This is a genomic window from Ruthenibacterium intestinale (assembly GCF_040096265.1).
Lineage (GTDB): Bacteria > Bacillota > Clostridia > Oscillospirales > Ruminococcaceae > Ruthenibacterium > Ruthenibacterium komagatae.
Window position 1 is genome coordinate 1 of sequence record NZ_JBBMFA010000059.1, and the last position, 15784, is coordinate 15784.

Annotated in this window: 17 protein-coding genes; 11 read left to right on the top strand and 6 right to left on the bottom strand. The window is 62.8% G+C overall.

Translation table 11 applies throughout. The annotated features are described in order from the left end of the window. Positions 1-32 precede the first annotated feature (32 nt). From WMO24_RS03745 to WMO24_RS03760, 4 genes are all read right to left on the bottom strand, one after another. The gene (locus WMO24_RS03745; RefSeq protein WP_349214978.1) at positions 33-1232 is read right to left on the bottom strand and encodes a hypothetical protein; all 1200 of its coding nucleotides are present in this window, start codon (positions 1230-1232) and stop codon (positions 33-35) included. A gap of 37 nt (positions 1233-1269) precedes the next feature. Further along, positions 1270-1461: a helix-turn-helix transcriptional regulator gene (locus tag WMO24_RS03750; RefSeq protein WP_349214979.1), complete on the bottom strand. Its 192-nt coding sequence runs from the start codon at positions 1459-1461 to the stop codon at positions 1270-1272. 1 nt (position 1462) lies between these two features. After that, positions 1463-1750 carry a hypothetical protein gene (locus tag WMO24_RS03755; RefSeq protein WP_349214980.1) on the bottom strand — a complete coding sequence of 96 codons (288 nt, stop codon included), beginning with the start codon at positions 1748-1750 and terminating at the stop codon, positions 1463-1465. Positions 1751-1822: 72 nt separating this feature from the next. After that, positions 1823-2656, bottom strand: coding sequence for a DMT family transporter (locus tag WMO24_RS03760; protein WP_349214981.1), 834 nt, complete (start codon positions 2654-2656; stop codon positions 1823-1825). A 76-nt stretch (positions 2657-2732) separates the two neighbouring features. Between WMO24_RS03760 and WMO24_RS03765 the strand changes: the two genes are divergently transcribed. The 3 genes from WMO24_RS03765 (at position 2733) to WMO24_RS03775 (ending at position 7117) form a co-directional block, all read left to right on the top strand. Beyond that, positions 2733-4007 carry a DUF1015 domain-containing protein gene (locus WMO24_RS03765; RefSeq protein ID WP_349214982.1) on the top strand — a complete coding sequence of 425 codons (1275 nt, stop codon included), beginning with the start codon at positions 2733-2735 and terminating at the stop codon, positions 4005-4007. Between the two features lie 58 nt (positions 4008-4065). Then, positions 4066-5853 carry an aspartate--tRNA ligase gene (aspS, locus tag WMO24_RS03770; protein ID WP_349214983.1) on the top strand — a complete coding sequence of 596 codons (1788 nt, stop codon included), beginning with the start codon at positions 4066-4068 and terminating at the stop codon, positions 5851-5853. Between the two features lie 85 nt (positions 5854-5938). Then, positions 5939-7117: an MFS transporter gene (locus tag WMO24_RS03775; protein WP_349214984.1), complete on the top strand. Its 1179-nt coding sequence runs from the start codon at positions 5939-5941 to the stop codon at positions 7115-7117. On the opposite strand, the gene pdxR is transcribed toward WMO24_RS03775, so the two are convergent. After that, entirely contained in the window at positions 7089-8507 is a 1419-nt protein-coding gene (pdxR, locus tag WMO24_RS03780; RefSeq protein WP_349214985.1) for a MocR-like pyridoxine biosynthesis transcription factor PdxR, read from the bottom strand. The genes WMO24_RS03775 and pdxR overlap by 29 nt on opposite strands. A gap of 121 nt (positions 8508-8628) precedes the next feature. Here pdxR and WMO24_RS03785 point away from each other — a divergent pair, with 121 nt between their 5' ends. The 7 genes from WMO24_RS03785 to WMO24_RS03815 all read left to right on the top strand — a co-directional run bounded on the left by WMO24_RS03785 (position 8629) and on the right by WMO24_RS03815 (position 14636). Further along, positions 8629-9189, top strand: a complete 561-nt coding sequence (locus WMO24_RS03785; RefSeq protein WP_349214986.1) for an ECF transporter S component — start codon at positions 8629-8631, stop codon at positions 9187-9189. A gap of 101 nt (positions 9190-9290) precedes the next feature. Then, a complete protein-coding gene (locus WMO24_RS03790; RefSeq protein WP_349214987.1) occupies positions 9291-9932 on the top strand; it encodes a TetR/AcrR family transcriptional regulator in 642 nt (213 codons plus the stop codon). A 178-nt stretch (positions 9933-10110) separates the two neighbouring features. Next, positions 10111-11343: an MFS transporter gene (locus WMO24_RS03795; protein WP_349214988.1), complete on the top strand. Its 1233-nt coding sequence runs from the start codon at positions 10111-10113 to the stop codon at positions 11341-11343. A gap of 105 nt (positions 11344-11448) precedes the next feature. Then, the gene (locus tag WMO24_RS03800) at positions 11449-13047 is read left to right on the top strand and encodes an SGNH/GDSL hydrolase family protein (RefSeq protein WP_349214989.1); all 1599 of its coding nucleotides are present in this window, start codon (positions 11449-11451) and stop codon (positions 13045-13047) included. A gap of 107 nt (positions 13048-13154) precedes the next feature. After that, positions 13155-13673 carry a stage V sporulation T C-terminal domain-containing protein gene (locus WMO24_RS03805; RefSeq protein ID WP_349214990.1) on the top strand — a complete coding sequence of 173 codons (519 nt, stop codon included), beginning with the start codon at positions 13155-13157 and terminating at the stop codon, positions 13671-13673. Positions 13674-13797: 124 nt separating this feature from the next. Then, entirely contained in the window at positions 13798-14421 is a 624-nt protein-coding gene (locus WMO24_RS03810; RefSeq protein ID WP_349214991.1) for a DUF2975 domain-containing protein, read from the top strand. Then, entirely contained in the window at positions 14415-14636 is a 222-nt protein-coding gene (locus WMO24_RS03815) for a helix-turn-helix domain-containing protein (protein ID WP_349215034.1), read from the top strand. The genes WMO24_RS03810 and WMO24_RS03815 overlap by 7 nt, the downstream gene beginning before the upstream one ends. 23 nt (positions 14637-14659) lie before the next feature. Here WMO24_RS03815 and WMO24_RS03820 read toward each other — a convergent pair whose 3' ends face one another. After that, on the bottom strand, positions 14660-14800 hold the full coding sequence (locus tag WMO24_RS03820) for a hypothetical protein (RefSeq protein WP_349214992.1): 141 nt from the start codon (positions 14798-14800) through the stop codon (positions 14660-14662). Between the two features lie 77 nt (positions 14801-14877). Between WMO24_RS03820 and WMO24_RS03825 the strand changes: the two genes are divergently transcribed. Continuing rightward, entirely contained in the window at positions 14878-15741 is an 864-nt protein-coding gene (locus WMO24_RS03825) for a hypothetical protein (RefSeq protein ID WP_349214993.1), read from the top strand. Positions 15742-15784 lie beyond the last annotated feature (43 nt).

Consider the following 15784-nt stretch of genomic DNA (forward strand, 5'->3'; position numbering starts at 1 on the left):
GGCCCCCCGCGGGCACCCGGTCCTCTGTTTTTTTATTTGCTGAAAAAGCGCAGGGTGCGCCCGGGCTCGTCCGCCTCAAAGCGCAAATCGAACAGCTTGCAGAAATCTTCGGCGCTGACCCCCGCGCAGAAGGTGGCGCCCACGCGGGCGTCCTCGTCCACGGTCACAAGGTCCAGTTCCAGCGGCTGTCCGTTTTTCTCCACCTGCACCGAGCGAATGGCCCCGTCTTTGTACAGAGTTTCCATGTGCCAGGTGTTTTCGCCGATGGTCCAGCTGCTTCGGTACCGGTCGCCCTGGATCTCCAGCGAATAGTGCCCGCCCAAAGCCCGGACGTACTCCCGGTTGATCAGGGGATAGCTGGACTGTTCGGTGGCAAAGCCCACGTCCATCACCAGCCGGTAGGTTTGTGCTTCGTCGCTGTACCAGGCGTAGCAGTAATCGTCCGTGGTCAGCCCGTAAGTGGAAAACGGGTTGTCCTCCAGGTCGTAGGTCATGGTCCGCCCGTCCAGCTTCAGCGTGTCCAAACGGGAAACGTGCTTGTCCGCCAGGTATTCGGCGGGCACGGTGCTGTCTGTGATCTGCCCGTCCACGCACAGCTGGGCGTACCGGTCGGCCAGCTCTTTGTACAGGGCTTCGCGGTCGTTTTGCCCGGTCACGGCCAGGTCCGTCAGGTTCACCCAGCGCTCGTGGGCCCGGGCTGCTTCTTCGGAAGCATACCACGCCAGATGCGTGCTGGCCACCGGATGCTGCGCCAGAAATTCCGGGCTGTTAAAGGCCAGTTCCGCCGCGTAAATTTCGTCGGCCTTCGTCACCGCATCCGCCGCCGCATCCAGGTCCGAAAACTGCAGAACGACCATCCAGCCGTCTTTTTCCCGGTACAGCGGGCACCGGGACAGGCTGGCTTTTACATCGTCCGAGTACAGCCGGTGCACCGCGCTCACATAGTCGCAGGAGATCTCGGGGGTGTAAAAGGATGTCTTGCTGGCATCGATGTAAATGGGGCTCAGATAGCTGTGAGCCGTAAAGTGCAGGCCCCGGTCGGTCTCAAAGCGGTATTCCATGTCATCCGGCGTTTCGGCCACCAGTTCCCGGCTCACTTCCCGGTAGGGCTCGGCGCAGAGCTCATCCACATACGCCAGCACTTCGCCCCGGTCGGGAATCTCGCCGTCCGCCCCTGTGCAGCCGGCCAGCAGAGCCGCCGCCAGCGTCAGCGCAGCCACTCGTTTTTTCATCGGGACCGCCCCCTTCTGCTATCACTTTACCACAAAATCACGGGCAGGAAAACAGCTGGTCCACCGTGGTCTCCAGTTCTTTGGCCAGGTGAAAGGCCAGCGCCAGCGTGGGGTCATATTTGTTGTTCTCAATGGCGTTCACCGTCTGGCGGGACACGCCGCACCGGCGCGCCAGCTCTTCCTGGGACAGGCCCAGCGCCTTGCGCCGGGCGCGGATCTGATTTTCCATCTCAGCCACCGTGCTTCCTTTTAAAGTACATCAAGGTGCAGAAATACACGATGGCGGTGATGGTCAGATGGGTGAAGGGGTTCACCATTTCCGGCTGGCCCGTCACCATATTGTGTGCCACGTCCAGCACCAGCACCAGGCTCATCACCAGCAGCGTATGGCTGCCCGCCTTCCACACCATCAGCTGGCCGCGCTCGTCCCCGGGGTGAAACAGCGTCACCACCAAAAATACGTCCAGACCTGCGAAAATCAAAAGGACCACCAGAAAAATCAAGGCACCTGCCGGCATATCCATGCTCCTCTCTGTATGAAATGTCAAATTCTTTTGATAATTTCATGCTAGCACAGCGCGGAAGATATGTCAAGAACTTTTGACATTTTTAGCTCCGAGCTGAGAGTACAGCACACTGGCCAGCACCAGCGCCATCCCGGGCAGTGCGGCCCGGCCGGGCATCTCGCCGCAGAAAAGGGCCACCCACACCGGGGAGAGCAGAGGCTCCAGTGCGGTGATGAGGCTGGCGGCACCGGCGCTGGTGCCCGCCAGCCCCCGGGACATGCACACATAGGAAAGCCCCAGCTGAAAAATGCCCAGAATGGCCACGCAGCCAAGGGGCACGGCGGAGAAGTCCTGCTCCAGCAGCAGAAAGGGCAGCCCCGCCGCCGCGCCGATCAGCTGGCCGAACAGGGAGGAGGAAGCGGCGTCGCCCTCTTTGTCCGCGCCGAACAGGAACACCCCCGCATAGCACACGCCGCTGCACAGCCCCAGTACGTTGCCCGCCAGCCGCCCGGCGGAAAGACCGTCCCACACAAAGAACAGAAGGCCCAGAAACACGCCCGCCGCGGCCCGTGCCTCCCGCTTTTCCAGCCGCTGGCCCCGCAGCCGCTGAACGGTCAGGACCCAGATGGGAGAGGTGTACATCAGCAGCACGGCGCAGGCGGCACTGGTCAGCTTGGTGGCAAAGGCGTAAAAGATGGTGGTCAGGGCAAGGCTCAGCGCCCCGCAGGCCACCGTGGCGTTCCAGCGCAGGCGGCGGTGCTGTGCGGCCAGAAACAGCCCGGTCACGGCGGCGGCCACCGCGCACCGGGCGCCGTTCACCGCCATGGGCGACCAGGGCACCAGTTTGATGCACACGCCGCCGGTGCTGCACAAAAGCGCCGCCAGCACCAGCCACAAAGCGCCGTTCGTTTGTTTCATGGTCTCATTCCCCCTTGCAAAAACAGGCGGCATCGCCTATCATAAAAAGATATGAGAGAGCACGGGGGGAGAGAACATGAAACCATTCTGCGCGGCGGACATTCTGTTGCCCGACGAGAGCATCAACCTGGAAAAATGGGCGGCGCTGGCCTGCGATCAGTTCACCAGCCGGCCGGAGTACTGGCAGCAGGCCGAAGAGATGTGCCGGGACGTGCCCGGCGCTTTGCACATCACCCTGCCGGAGGCCTATCTGGGCGCGCCCGATGAAGCGGCGCGCATCGAAGCCATTCACCGCACCATGAACGAGTATCTGGACCGGGTGCTGACCCGCGCCGTCCACGGCTTTGTGTACGTGGAGCGAACCACGGAGAGCGGCGTGCGCCAGGGCCTGGTGGGCGCAGTGGACCTGGAGGCCTACGATTACCGGCCCGGCGCGCAGCCGCCGGTGCGCCCCTCGGAGAATACGGTGGCCGAGCGCATTCCGCCCCGGCTGGCGGTACGGCGGGGCGCCGCGCTGGAAACGCCCCATATTCTGATGCTCATCGATGACGCGCAAAGGACCGTGGTGGAGCCGCTGAGCGCCCGAAAGGACCGGCTGCGCAAACTGTACGACACGCCCTTGATGCTGGGCGGCGGCCGGGTGGCAGGCTGGGCTGTGACCGACCCGGCGGACATCGCCGCCGTGGAAAACGCGTTGGAAGCGCTGGGCACACAGGCGGCCTTTGACGCAAAGTATCCCGAGGCGGCGGGCCGCGCGCCGCTGGCCATGGCGGTGGGAGACGGCAATCACTCGCTGGCCACGGCCAAAGCGGCCTGGGAAGAGGTGAAAGCCGGCCTGACCGAGGCCGAAAAAGAGACCCATCCGGCCCGCTGGTGCCTGGTGGAGCTGGAGAACATTCACTGCCCCGCCATTCGGGTGGAGCCCATCCACCGGGCGGTGTTCGGCACGTCGTTCGGCGTGCTGGCCGACGCTTTCCGCGCCTGGCTGCAGGCCCATGGCGGTGCGTCGGAGAACGACGGTGCCCCGCAGACGTTCGGCCTGACCGACGGCGAAAAAACGCTGACGCTGGGAGCGGCCAACCCGCCCCGCCCGCTGGCCGTGGGCACGCTGGAGGCGTTTCTGGCGGACTTTGGCCGGGAGAACCCGGGCGCGCGGGTGGACTACATCCACGGCCGGGACGAGGTGCGCCGCCTGGCACAGCAGGGGGCTGTGGGCGTGCTTTTGCCCGATTTTCAAAAAAGCGATCTCTTCCGGGGCGTGGTGCTGGGCGGGGTGCTGCCCAAAAAGACCTTCTCCATGGGTCATGCCCAGGAAAAACGCTATTATCTGGAATGTCGGAAAATCTTGTAAAACCGCGCCTGAGGCGGTATACTGTTAGAGGATTTCACAATCGTAAGGAGAATGTTTCATGGAAACCATGGGTAATCTGCGCCGCACCCATTATGTGGGCGCTTTGCGGGCCAAGGACGCGGGCACGGAAATGACCGTTGCCGGCTCCATTGCCAAATGCCGGGACAAGGGCGGCATCATCTTTGCCGATCTGCGGGACAACACCGGCATCCTGCAGCTGATTTTTGACGATTCCACCGACAAGGCTGTGTTTGAAAAAGCCGGCAGCCTGAAAAGCGAGTACGTGGTCATCGCCAAAGGTGTTCTGCGCGAACGGGACGCCAAGACCGACAAGATCCCCACCGGCGAGGTGGAGCTGTTCGTCACCGAACTGCGGGTCCTCAGCGAGGCCGAGACCACGCCCTTTGAGGTGCGGGACGGCATCAACGTCAACGACCAGCTGCGCCTGAAATACCGTTATCTGGACCTGCGCCGTCCGTCCATGCACGAGCCCATCGTGCTGCGGTCCAAAATCGCGCAGCTGATCCGCAATTATTACTGCGACAATCACTTCGTGGAGATCGAGACCCCCATGCTCATCAAATCCACGCCCGAAGGCGCCCGGGACTATCTGGTGCCCAGCCGCGTGCAGCCCGGCCATTTTTATGCGCTGCCCCAGTCTCCGCAGCTGTACAAGCAGATCCTGATGCTGTCCGGCTTTGACCGGTACTTCCAGATCGCCCGCTGCTTCCGGGACGAGGATCTGCGCGCCGACCGCCAGCCCGAGTTCACCCAGGTGGACATGGAGATGAGCTTCGCTACGGAAGAAGACATCATGACCGTCAACGAGGGCCTGGTGAAAAAGCTGTTCAAAGAGATTTTGAACGTGGAAGTGGAAACCCCGTTCCTGCGCATGCCCTACGCCGAGGCCATGGCCCGGTTCGGCTCCGACAAGCCCGACACCCGGTTCGGCCTGGAGCTGATGGATGTGACGGACGCGGTGCGCACCAGCCAGTTCGTGGTGTTCCGCTCGGCGGTGGAAGGCGGCGGCAGCGTGCGCGCCATCAATGTGAAGGGCATGGCGGACAAGCTCAGCCGCAAGGAGATCGACAAGCTGGTGGAGGTGGCCAAGACCTACGGGGCCAAGGGCCTTGCCTACACCCGCTGGACCGCGGACGCCAAGTCTTCCAGCTTTGAAAAGTTCCTCACCGAAGAGGAGATCCGCGCGCTGTATGCCGCGGCGGATTTCGCCCAGGGCGACGTGCTGCTGCTGGCGGCGGATGCAAACAGCGAAAAAGCCTGCACCATTCTGGGTGCGGTGCGTCTGGCTGTGGCGGAAAAGTACGAGCTCATCGACAAGGACAAATTCAACTTCCTGTGGGTCACCGACTTCCCCCTGTTCGAGTACAGCGAGGAAGAGGGCCGCTACATGGCCAAGCACCACCCGTTCACCATGCCCAAGGACGAGGACCTGGACAAGGTGGAGAGCGACCCCGGCGCCTGCCGCGCCAAAGCCTATGACATGGTGCTCAACGGCTGTGAGGTGGGCGGCGGCTCCATCCGCATCAACGACCCGGCTCTGCAGGACCGGATGTTCCGTGCGCTGGGCTTTACCGAAGAGCGCGCCCGGGAGAGCTTCGGCTTCCTGATGGACGCTTACCGCTACGGTGCGCCGCCCCACGGCGGCATGGCCTTCGGCTTCGACCGGCTGGTGATGCTGATGCTGAAGAAGGACTCCATCCGCGACGTGATCGCCTTCCCCAAGGTGCAGAACGCCGGCGAGCCCATGTCCGGCTGCCCGGAGACCGTGGAGCAGAAGCAATTGGACGATCTGTCCATTGCCTATGTGCCCAAAACCGAAGAATAAACGAAAAAGAGAGGCGAGACGCCTCTCTTTTTTTTGTATTTTTTGGCCCGGTCCGTCCCATACTTCCACGAAAGGAGCGTGGAGTATGCAGCAGTTTTTGAAAAAACACCGCTGGAGCATTCTGGCCGCGGGCGCCGCCATTCAGGTGCTGACGGGCATTCCCTCGGCCTGGGGCGTGTTTCAAAAAAGCGTTTGTCAGGGCTACGGGCTGAATGAAGCCGACGGGGCCATGATCTTCAGTTTTGTCATCTGCTTTTTCGGCATCGGGTGCGTGCTGGGGGGCCTGTTGCAGGACAAAAAAGGCCCCCGGATCGCCGGGATCGCAGGCACCCTTCTGCTGGGAAGCGGCTTTTTGTGCGCCGGACTGTGGATCCCGGGCGGGAGTCCCTGGCTGTTTTACGCCGCCTTCAGTGCGCCCGTGGGTCTTGGCTGCGCCTTCCTGTACCCGGCTGTGATGAGCTGCGCCCAGAAATGGTACGCCGACAAAAAGGGGCTGGCCACCGGGGTCATCGGCGGCGCGGTGGGCATCTCCGGCGCGGTGCTCACCTGGCTGGGGCGACGTCTCATCGGCCTGTGGGGCATTCGGGGGGCGTTCTGCGCCCTGGGCGCCGGCATGCTGGCGGTGTGCGGCGCGGCCTGTGTGCTGCTGGAAAACCCCGAAACCGGCGCCGGTGCGCCGCAAAGCGGCGCCCGGAACTACACGCCCGGCCAGATGGTGAAAACCCGGCAGTACTGGCTGCTGGTGGCGGTGGTGGCGCTGGCCACCCCGGCGGTGCTGCTGTTCAGCCCCATCATTGTGGAGCTGGCCCAGGAGAGGGGCCTGTCGGAACAGGCGGCGCTCTCCTGCATCGTGGTGGGGTCGGTGTGCTCTGCCGCCGGCCGCCTGCTGATGCCCTGGCTGTCGGACAAGATCGGCCGCCGGTACACGGACATGCTTCTCTTCACGGGACTGTGCGGGCTGTCGGTGTGGTTCTGGCGCGCCGGCGGCTGGTGGGTGCTGGTGGTGTACAGCCTGCTGACCTTCTGCTACTCCGGTCAGGCAGCGGTACTGCCGTCGGCCGTCACGGACCTGTTCGGCCCCCGGCACACGGGGGTCAACTACGGGTTTGCGGCGCTGGGCATGAGCGCGGGCAGCGTGGGCTTTCCGCTGCTGGCCCGGGTGCTGCATCTGACCGCCGGGCGCCACGCCGTGGCCGTGGGGGCGGCTGCGGCGGGGCTGGTGTGCCTGTTCTTTCTCAAACCGACCCAGGGCCGCCGTCTGTAAGGCCGCTCCAGGCGCGGCCCAAAGCGCGCACCGCGCCGTCAATGTCCTCCGGGGCAAGGCCCGCGTAGCCCAGCACCAGGGTGGGCGGCGCGCAGCAGGGGCCGTGGTAGTAGTCGGACAGGCCGGTCAGGTGCACGCTCTCGGCGGCAGCCCGTTCCACCAGCCGGGCTTCGCTGACGCCCGCATGGACCTCCAGCAGAAGGTGCAGCCCGGTGTGGCTGCCCCGCACCGTGTGGGGAATGGCCGCCAGCTCCCGGTCCAGCGCCTGCACCAGCGCGTCCCGCCGGTGCCGGTAGGCCGCCCGCAGCCGCGCCAGATGGCGGGAGAACCAGCCTCCGTCCATGAACCGGCTGAGGGTCTGCTGTTCAAAGCGGCTCACGGTGCAGGAGTAGAAGCCGAACCGCTGGCGGTAAGTTTCCAGAAGCGGCGCGGGCAGCACCATGTATCCGATGCGGATGGCCGGAGCCACGCTTTTGGAAAAGGTGCTGATGTAGATGACCCGGCCCGCCTCGTCCAGGCCCTGCATGCAGGGAATGGGACGTCCGTCAAAACGGAATTCGCTGTCGTAATCGTCCTCGATCACATACCGGTCCGGCGCGGCGCCCGCCCACTGCAGAAGTTCGGTGCGCCGCCCCACGGGCATGGTCACGCCGGTGGGAAACTGGTGGCTGGGCGTTACATAGGCCAGATGGGCCCCGCTGGCGGCCAGCGCCCGGGCGGACATGCCCTGCCCGTCCACGGGAACGAAGGCCACCGGCGCGCCGTTGTTGGCCAGAATGCGGTGGGTGCGGGCGTAGCCCGGGTCTTCCACCGCAAAGGTCTGCCCCGCGAACAGCCGGGCCAGAATGCCCAGCAGATATTCGATGCCCGCGCCCACCACGATCTGCTCCGGTTCGCACCGGGCGGCCCGGGCCTCCCGCAAATGTCGGGCAATGGCGGCCCGCAGCTCCTCGTCGCCGCTGCGGGGGCCGTGGTTCAGCAGGTGGGGCTGGCCGCACAGCACATCCCGCTGGATGCGCCGCCAGGTCTTGAAGGGGAACAGCCCGGTGTCGATGCTGGCCGTTTCGAAATTATAACGCCAGCGCACTGGAGCAGAGGTTTTGCACGGTTTTTTGGCCGGGGCCGCGGGCGGCGCCAGCCGCTCCAGCTTCTGCACCACAAAGCCGCTGCGGGGCTTGGCTTCCAGATAGCCCTCTGCGGTCAGCATCTGATACGCCGCGTCCACGGTGTTCACGCTCAGCTTCAGCTGCTCGGCCAGCCGCCGCTTGGATGGCAGTTTTTCCCCCGGGGCCAGCCGCCCCGCACGGATGGCCCGCACAAAGTGGGCGTACAGATGCTGGTACAAAGGCGTTTTGCTGTCCGCCTGGGGCACAAACACCAGGTCTTCCATGGGAATCCTCCAATCTGAACCCATAAAAAAATCACAAATTGAATATTTCAATGAGTTCAATTTGCTCTATAATGAGGATAAGGCGAAACAAGACGCCTGTCAAGAGAGGGAGGAAAGAACCATGAGAGAAGAACGTTTTTCGGTGCGCCAGCTGGCCGCGGTAGGCCTGTTGAGCGCGCTGGTCTTTGTATTCAGCTGGGTGCAGATCCCCATCGGGGACGTGGCCCGCATTCACCTGGGCAACGTGTTTTGCGCGCTCAGCGGCCTGCTGTTCGGGCCGCTGGTGGGCGGGCTGGCCTCGGGCTTCGGCAGCATGCTGTTTGACTTTACCAACCCGGCGTACATCGCCGAGAGCTGGATCACATTCCTGACCAAATTTTTCATCGGCTTTCTGGCGGGCTGGATCGCCTGCCGGGGTCCGCGGCGCACGCTGCGGCGTGACGCGGTGGGCGCGGCCGTGGGCAGCGCCGCCTATGTGGTGCTGTATTTGCTGAAATCCTTCATCGTCATGTATCTGGTGGAAGGCCAGGCGCTGGGTGCGGTGCAGGTGCAGCTGGTGACCAAGGGTGTCACCAGCACCATCAACGGCGTGCTGGCCGTGGTTGCCTCGGTGGCTCTGGTGCGGGCCATTCGCCCCTCGCTGGAGCGGGCGGGGGTCCTGGGCCTGGGGCACGCACATTGATCCGAACAAAAACAGGGACCGGTCCGGTCCCTGTTTTTTGTTGACAGGCGCCGCGGATGAGGATATAATACATACCGAATGAATGTAAAGGAGATGGCTCCATGGCGCGCAACAAACACCCGGAGGAAACCGAACAGCGCATTCTGGACGCGGCGGGCCGCCTGTTTTTGGAAAAAGGGTACGACAACACCACCATTCAGGACATTGTGGATGCCTTGGGAAATCTGACAAAAGGCGCGGTTTATCATCATTTTTCCTGCAAAGAAGACATTATGGACGCGCTGGGAGACCGGATGTTTTACCAGAACAATCCCTTTGATGAGGCCCTGGGCCGCCGGGATTTGAACGGGCTGGAAAAGATGCGCCTTGTCATCCGTCTGTCCGGGCAGGACGCCCGGCGCAATGAGATGACCCGGCAGGCGATCCCTCTTTTGAAGAATCCCCGGGTGCTGGCCCAGACCATGGAAAGCAACCAGAAGGTCCTGGCGCCCTTGTGGCGCAAGCTGCTGGAAGAGGGCAACCGGGACGGTTCCCTGCACACAGAGTACGCCGACGAGCTGGCCGAGGTGCTGCCCATGCTGACCAACCTGTGGATGGGCGCCGGCTTTGCGGACGGACAGGCGGCCATGATGCGCCGGGTGCATTTTCTGGCGGATCTGCTGGAGAAAATGGGCGTGCCGCTGTTTGACCAGGCGCTTTTCGACAGTATGGAGCAGTACATCCGTGCACTGTGTGACCGGTGAGCGGTCCCTGGCTTTTGCAGCCGCGCCGAAAGGCAAAAGCGCCCCGGCGCGGTTTTCGTTTCGAAAGATACATACTTTTGGTATGTATCTGAAGCAGCCTCAAAAAATGAAAAGAGGGGCGGTTTGCAATGATACATACCTTCCGAAGGTATGAAATAAACAACAGGAGTGAAGAAGCATGAATCAGAAGAATTTGCGCTGCGCGGCAGAGGGGCCGCTGTTTACCCGGAATTTTACGCTGCTGCTGTTGGGGCAGGTGTGTTCGCTGGCGGGCAATGGGATGCTGCGGTTCGCCCTGTCCATGTACGTGCTGGAGCAGACCGGCTCCGCCGGGATCTACGGCGGCATTCTGGCCGTGGGCACAGCGCTGGCCGTGGTGCTCTCGCCGGTGGGCGGCGTGCTGGCCGACCGTTTGGACCGGCGAAAGCTGATGGTGGCGCTGGACGGCCTTTCGGGCCTGTGCGCCCTGACGGCCGCGCTGTTCTTTTCTCACAGGGGCGGCGTGTGGATGCTGGGGGTCTTATCGGTGGCACTGGCGGTGCCCGCGGCGCTGGAAACGCCGGTGACCCAGGCCAGCATTCCGCAGATGCACCGGGGCGGAAACCTGATCCGCGCCAATGCGGCGGCAGCACAGGTGCAGGCGCTGGCAGGGCTGGCCGCGCCGGTGCTGGGCGGATTGTTCTATGGGGCCTTTGGCGTTCGGGCGGCGTTGTGGACCGCGGCGGTGTGCTTCTCATTCACCGCCGGGTTTGAGTGCTTTCTGCAGCTGCCCGCGGTGCCGGGTGCTTCTCATGGGGGGCACGGTCTGGCCGGGGCGCTTCGGTTCCTTCGGTTTGAGCAGCCCCGGGCCGGAGGCCTTCTGGGATTGGGGGCGCTGGCCAATTTTCTGGTGGTCGGTCTGGCGGCGGTGGGATTTCCGTACCTGGTGCGCACGGTGCTGGGCATGTCCGCCCAGGTGTACGGCGCGGCCGAGGGATTGGTGGGCGCGTCGGCACTGGCGGGAAGCGTGGCTGCGTCCGCGCTGGCCGGCCGTGCCGGTACCGGACGGCTGCATCTTGTTTTGGTGGCCATGGGAGCGGTGTTTGTGCCGGCCTGTGCGCTGCCCCTTTTGCCCGGTGCGGGCGCCCGGTGTGCGGCGCTGGTGGTGCTGTTCTGCCTGGGGCAGGCGCTGGCCAGTCTGTTTTCGGTGTTTGCCATCAGTGCGCTGGGCGCGTGCACGCCCCCGGCCATGACCGGCCGCGTCATGGCGTTCACCGCAGCGGCGGTGCAGGCGGCGCAGCCTGCGGGTCAGCTGTTGTACGGGGTGCTGTTCGACACGCTGCCCGGATTTTGGGTGCTGAGCGTCACAGGTGCGGCACTGGCGGTGCTGGGCGCACTGTTTGCGCCGCTGTTTCGCCGCCCCTGGAACTGATTTTTTGGAAAAAATGTCTTCGGGGTGGTTTTTTTCATACAAATCATGTACAATAAAAGAATCGTGAAAAAATATGCCCCTGCGGCCTGTGGGAGGAGAGACAGATTGTACCAGATCCAGAAATTCTTCCGAAAAACCGGAAAGGCATTGCAGCGTTTCTTCCGGCGCGTGCGAAAAGGAAGCCCGCTGGACATCGCCATTCTGGCGGTGACCTGCCTGCTTGTGGTGGTGCTGATCGCCATCCTGGTGATGACCCTTGCCGGCGCCAAAGAGCCGGTTTCCACCCCTTCTTCGACGGTTTCGGTCAGCGAGAGTTATGACATGAACGCCAATTCCCTGGCGGTGGAGGAGTACGACGGCACGGTGCTGCCCAAAACCGAGGACGCCGGACAGGAGTACGTGGACAACACGCTGTTCATCGGCGACTCCAACACCGAGCGCATGGTAGTTTACGGTGCGACCACCTGGGAAAACAACCTGGGCGTCACCGGCATGGGCATTCAGGACGTGACCGGAACACCGACACAGAAGTTTTCCGGGTATTCTTCGCTGGTGCTGGTTCCCAAAGCAGTGGAGATGCTGCAGCCGCAGCGCATCATCATCACCTTCGGCACCAACAACACCGGCTGGTCGGCCGACGTGTTTGCGCAGCAGTATAAAAAGGCGCTGGATGCCATCCACGAGGCCTATCCTTACGCGGACATCATCATCAACGCCGTTTCCCCCGTGGCCAAGGAGCGGGCGTATCCCAACATCAGCATGCAGACCATTGACAGCTTCAATCAGGCGCTGCTGGAGCTGGCACGGGAAGAGGGCTATACCTTCCTGAATTCCAGCGAGGCGCTGAAGGATGCTTCCACCGGTTATGCAAAAAGCGGCTATATGGTCAGCGACGGCGTGCACCTGAGCCAGACCGGCATGGACGCGCTGATGGAATACATCCGCACCCACGCCCATGAGACCGAGGACACACGGCCCACTGTGACCAATGTTCCCACCCATGTGGCGCCGCCGGACGGCTTGTTTGTGACGGTCAACGAGCCGGAATCCTCTTCGTCCTCGTCCTCTTCGTCTTCCAGCGAAGCCCAGGGCAAGGTGAAAGTGGTATTCAGCGTGGCAGGCGACACGGCGGGCGGTTCGCTGAGCGGTACGCTTCAGCAGGAAGTGGCGCCCGGCTCCACCTGTTCCGCGGTGACGGCCAATGTGAACAGCGGCTATGCTGTGACCTGGGGCTGCAGCGTGGGAACCATCTCCAATGTGAACAATCCCTCGCTTTCCTTCAATGTGCCCGCCTATGTGGAAGGCGGCACCACCATCACCGTGACGGCCAGCTTCAAGAAGACCGTGTGCGAGCATGTCTATGACGCCGGTGTCATCACCACCCAGCCCACCTGCGGCGCGGCAGGCGTCAAGACCTTTACCTGCACCAAGTGCCAGGCCACCTACACCGAGCAGGTGCCGGCCACCGGTGCGCACAATTTCAGCATTCTTGTCAGTGAAACGCCCGCTCAGGTGGGCGTGGACGGCTCCCGGGTGTATCAGTGCCCCGTGTGCGGCGCACAGTACACCGAGGTGATTCCTGCGCTGCCGGCACCGCCTTCTTCCAGCACGGCGCCGCCGCCTTCTTCGCCGCCTACCTCTACACCTACCAATTCTACGCCCACCGGCACGGAGACAAACTCCACTGCGCAGCCGGCGGCATAAATGCATTCAGGCGGTCCCTTCGGGGACCGCTTTTTTTGTGCCATTTTGTATAGGCGGGCGCATTTCAACAAATACTACAAGCAACGCATTGAGGGAGGCATAGAAAGATGAAGGCAACTGGAATTGTGCGCCGCATCGATGATTTGGGGCGCGTGGTGATCCCCAAGGAGATTCGCCGCACGCAGATGATCCGCGTGGGAGACCCGCTGGAAATTTTTGTTTCCAGCACCGGTGAAGTGATTTTCAAAAAATACAGCCCTGTGGGCGAACTGGCCGGCGAGGCGGAACATCTGGTGGAAGCGCTGTACAAAAACGCCGGTGTTTCAGCGCTGGTCACGGACCGGGACAAGGTGGTGGCGGCTGCGGGCAGTTTGCGCCCGGCCGCAGGGCAGGCGCTGGCGCCGGAGTACAGCAGCCGCATGGAGGCGCGCCGGCTGTACGTACAGGACGGAACCTTGTTCGACGTGTGCGCCGGGGTGGGGGCCGGGCTCATGACTCCCATTCTGAGCAGCGGCGATTTGATCGGCAGCGTGGCGATCCGGCAGGGCGAAGCGGCCAGCCAGGAATGCGCGGCCATGCTGGCGCGTGTGGCGGCGTTCTTTCTGGGGCGCAGGCTGGAAGAGTAAACACAGGGCGGCACCGTCACGGTGCCGCCCTGTTCTGCTATTGGATTAAAAATTTAATGTTTTTCATTAAATTTGTGTTGAAAAAAGAAGAGCAGTCGATTACAATGAAAGTGAGGTGAGGAAGATGAAGCAGCTGTCAGCATGGATGCGGGAGCCTGTGGCCCGCGCGGCGGCGCAGTTTTTGCGTGTGATTTGTTATTTTGTGATCGGCTTTTTCCTGTTGGGGCTGCTTTTGAGCGCCCTGGGGCGGCAGACCTTTGAATTGCACACGGGCGAAGGAGTATACGAGCGCGCCATTTACGCAGAGGAAAACCACGAACCGGCTTCCCGCAGCCTGACCGTCACGTCCCCCGATTCGGTGTACGTGTGGGCACAGGACGGCGAGATCGACCCGGCGGTGCGGGTCTTTCTGGTTTTATTGTACGCGGTGAACGCGGTGCCGCTGGTTGCGGCCTATTGGATTTTGAGCCGGGTGTTTGCCAATATCCACCGGGGCGAAATTTTTTCGCAGCGAAACGCTGCCGGCCTGCTGTATTACGGTCTGCTGCAGCTTTTCACGGCGCTGCTGGTCCCGTTCCTCAAGCTGGGGCTTTGCGGACTGTTCAATCTGTTTTCCCAAAGCCGGATCGCCCTTTCCACCGGGCAAAATCTGCTGAACAACGCCATTCCCAGCATTGCGGTTCTGGTGGCGGCGTATATCCTCTCGTACGGGGTCAGCCTGCAGGACGAGGTGGACCACACATTATGATCATCATTCGACTGGACCGGGTCCTGGCGGACCGAAAAATGCGGCTGAACGATCTGGCTGCCAAAGTGGGCATTTCCAATGTCAATTTATCGTACTTAAAAACCGGGAAAGTGCGGGCGGTGCGCTTCAGCACGCTGGATGCCATCTGCAAAGCGCTGGACTGCCAGCCCGGCGACATTCTGGAATACGTGGAAGACGAAGAAGAAGGGTGCTGACTGGCGGTCGGCACCCTTCTTTGTCACAAGTCGTCGGCGTCCTGCACGGGCGTCTCGGCGGGATCTTCGGGGCGGCCGGTGTAGCTGCCGAAGGGGTCCGCCGGGTCCGGCCGCGCACGGCGTGCGGCGCGCACGGCCGGCGCGTTCATAGGGTCTTTTTTCATGGCTGGTCCTCCTTTCCGTTTGTATATAACATGTGCCGGCGGGCCATGCTATATACATCATGGAAAGGAGGGGGAAGATGAAGCGTTCCAAACTGTTCTGGCGCTCGCTGCTGATGTCGCTGGCGGTGATTCTGCCCTTCTATCTGGTGGTGGCGGCGTATGGGTTCAGCCGGGCGGCCCCGGTGCAGGAGATCCGCACGGATGTGCCCATCACGCACCCCACTTCCACCGACGCCAAAACCCTTCTGGTGATGACCGGCGCCGAAGAGCCGGAGCACTTTGTGCTGCTTCGGTTTGACGCCATGGAAAACCGGGTTGCCACCATGGCGGTGCCCGCCCAGCTGGCCGTGCCCGGGACGGGCGGCCAGCAAAGCCTGCTGCAGGCGGTGCAGAGCGCGGGCCCGGCCCAGGCCGCGGAGCTTCTGTACCAGGTGCTGGGGGTTCCGGTCAGCGATTATGTGTACTGTGACGGGGATCTGCTGGCACAGCTGACGGCCGGGCTGGGAAACGCCAGCATGAGCCTGGCCAATTATATGAGCGCCGCCACCTTGGGCGAGCTGCAGCTGAGCATTCCGGGGGTGGGCAGCATGGCGCTCAACACCGAACTGTTCAGCCAGGTGCTGCAGGCGGGGGCGGCCAATCCGGAGCGGGAGCTGCTTTTGCGGGCCGAGGGATACCTGGCCTTTCTGAAGGCGGGCATGGAGCATTTGACCCAGGTGCTGCCCGACGCCATGCGCACGGCTGTGAGCCGGTGCTCCACCGCGCTGACCGCCACCAAAATCTACGATTATGAGCGCATTTTCCGCTTTTTGGAGAAGCAGTCGCCGGAGTGCCGGTCCTTTACGCTGCCGGGGGAATACGGCGAGGACGGTTTGTTCCGCCCCGGCCAGCAGGCGGATGCTGTGGTGCAAAGTTTCCTCAGCGGCGACGAGGCCGATTGACAGGCGGCTTTGCAAAAAGAAAAAGGGAGGCATTGCCTCCCTT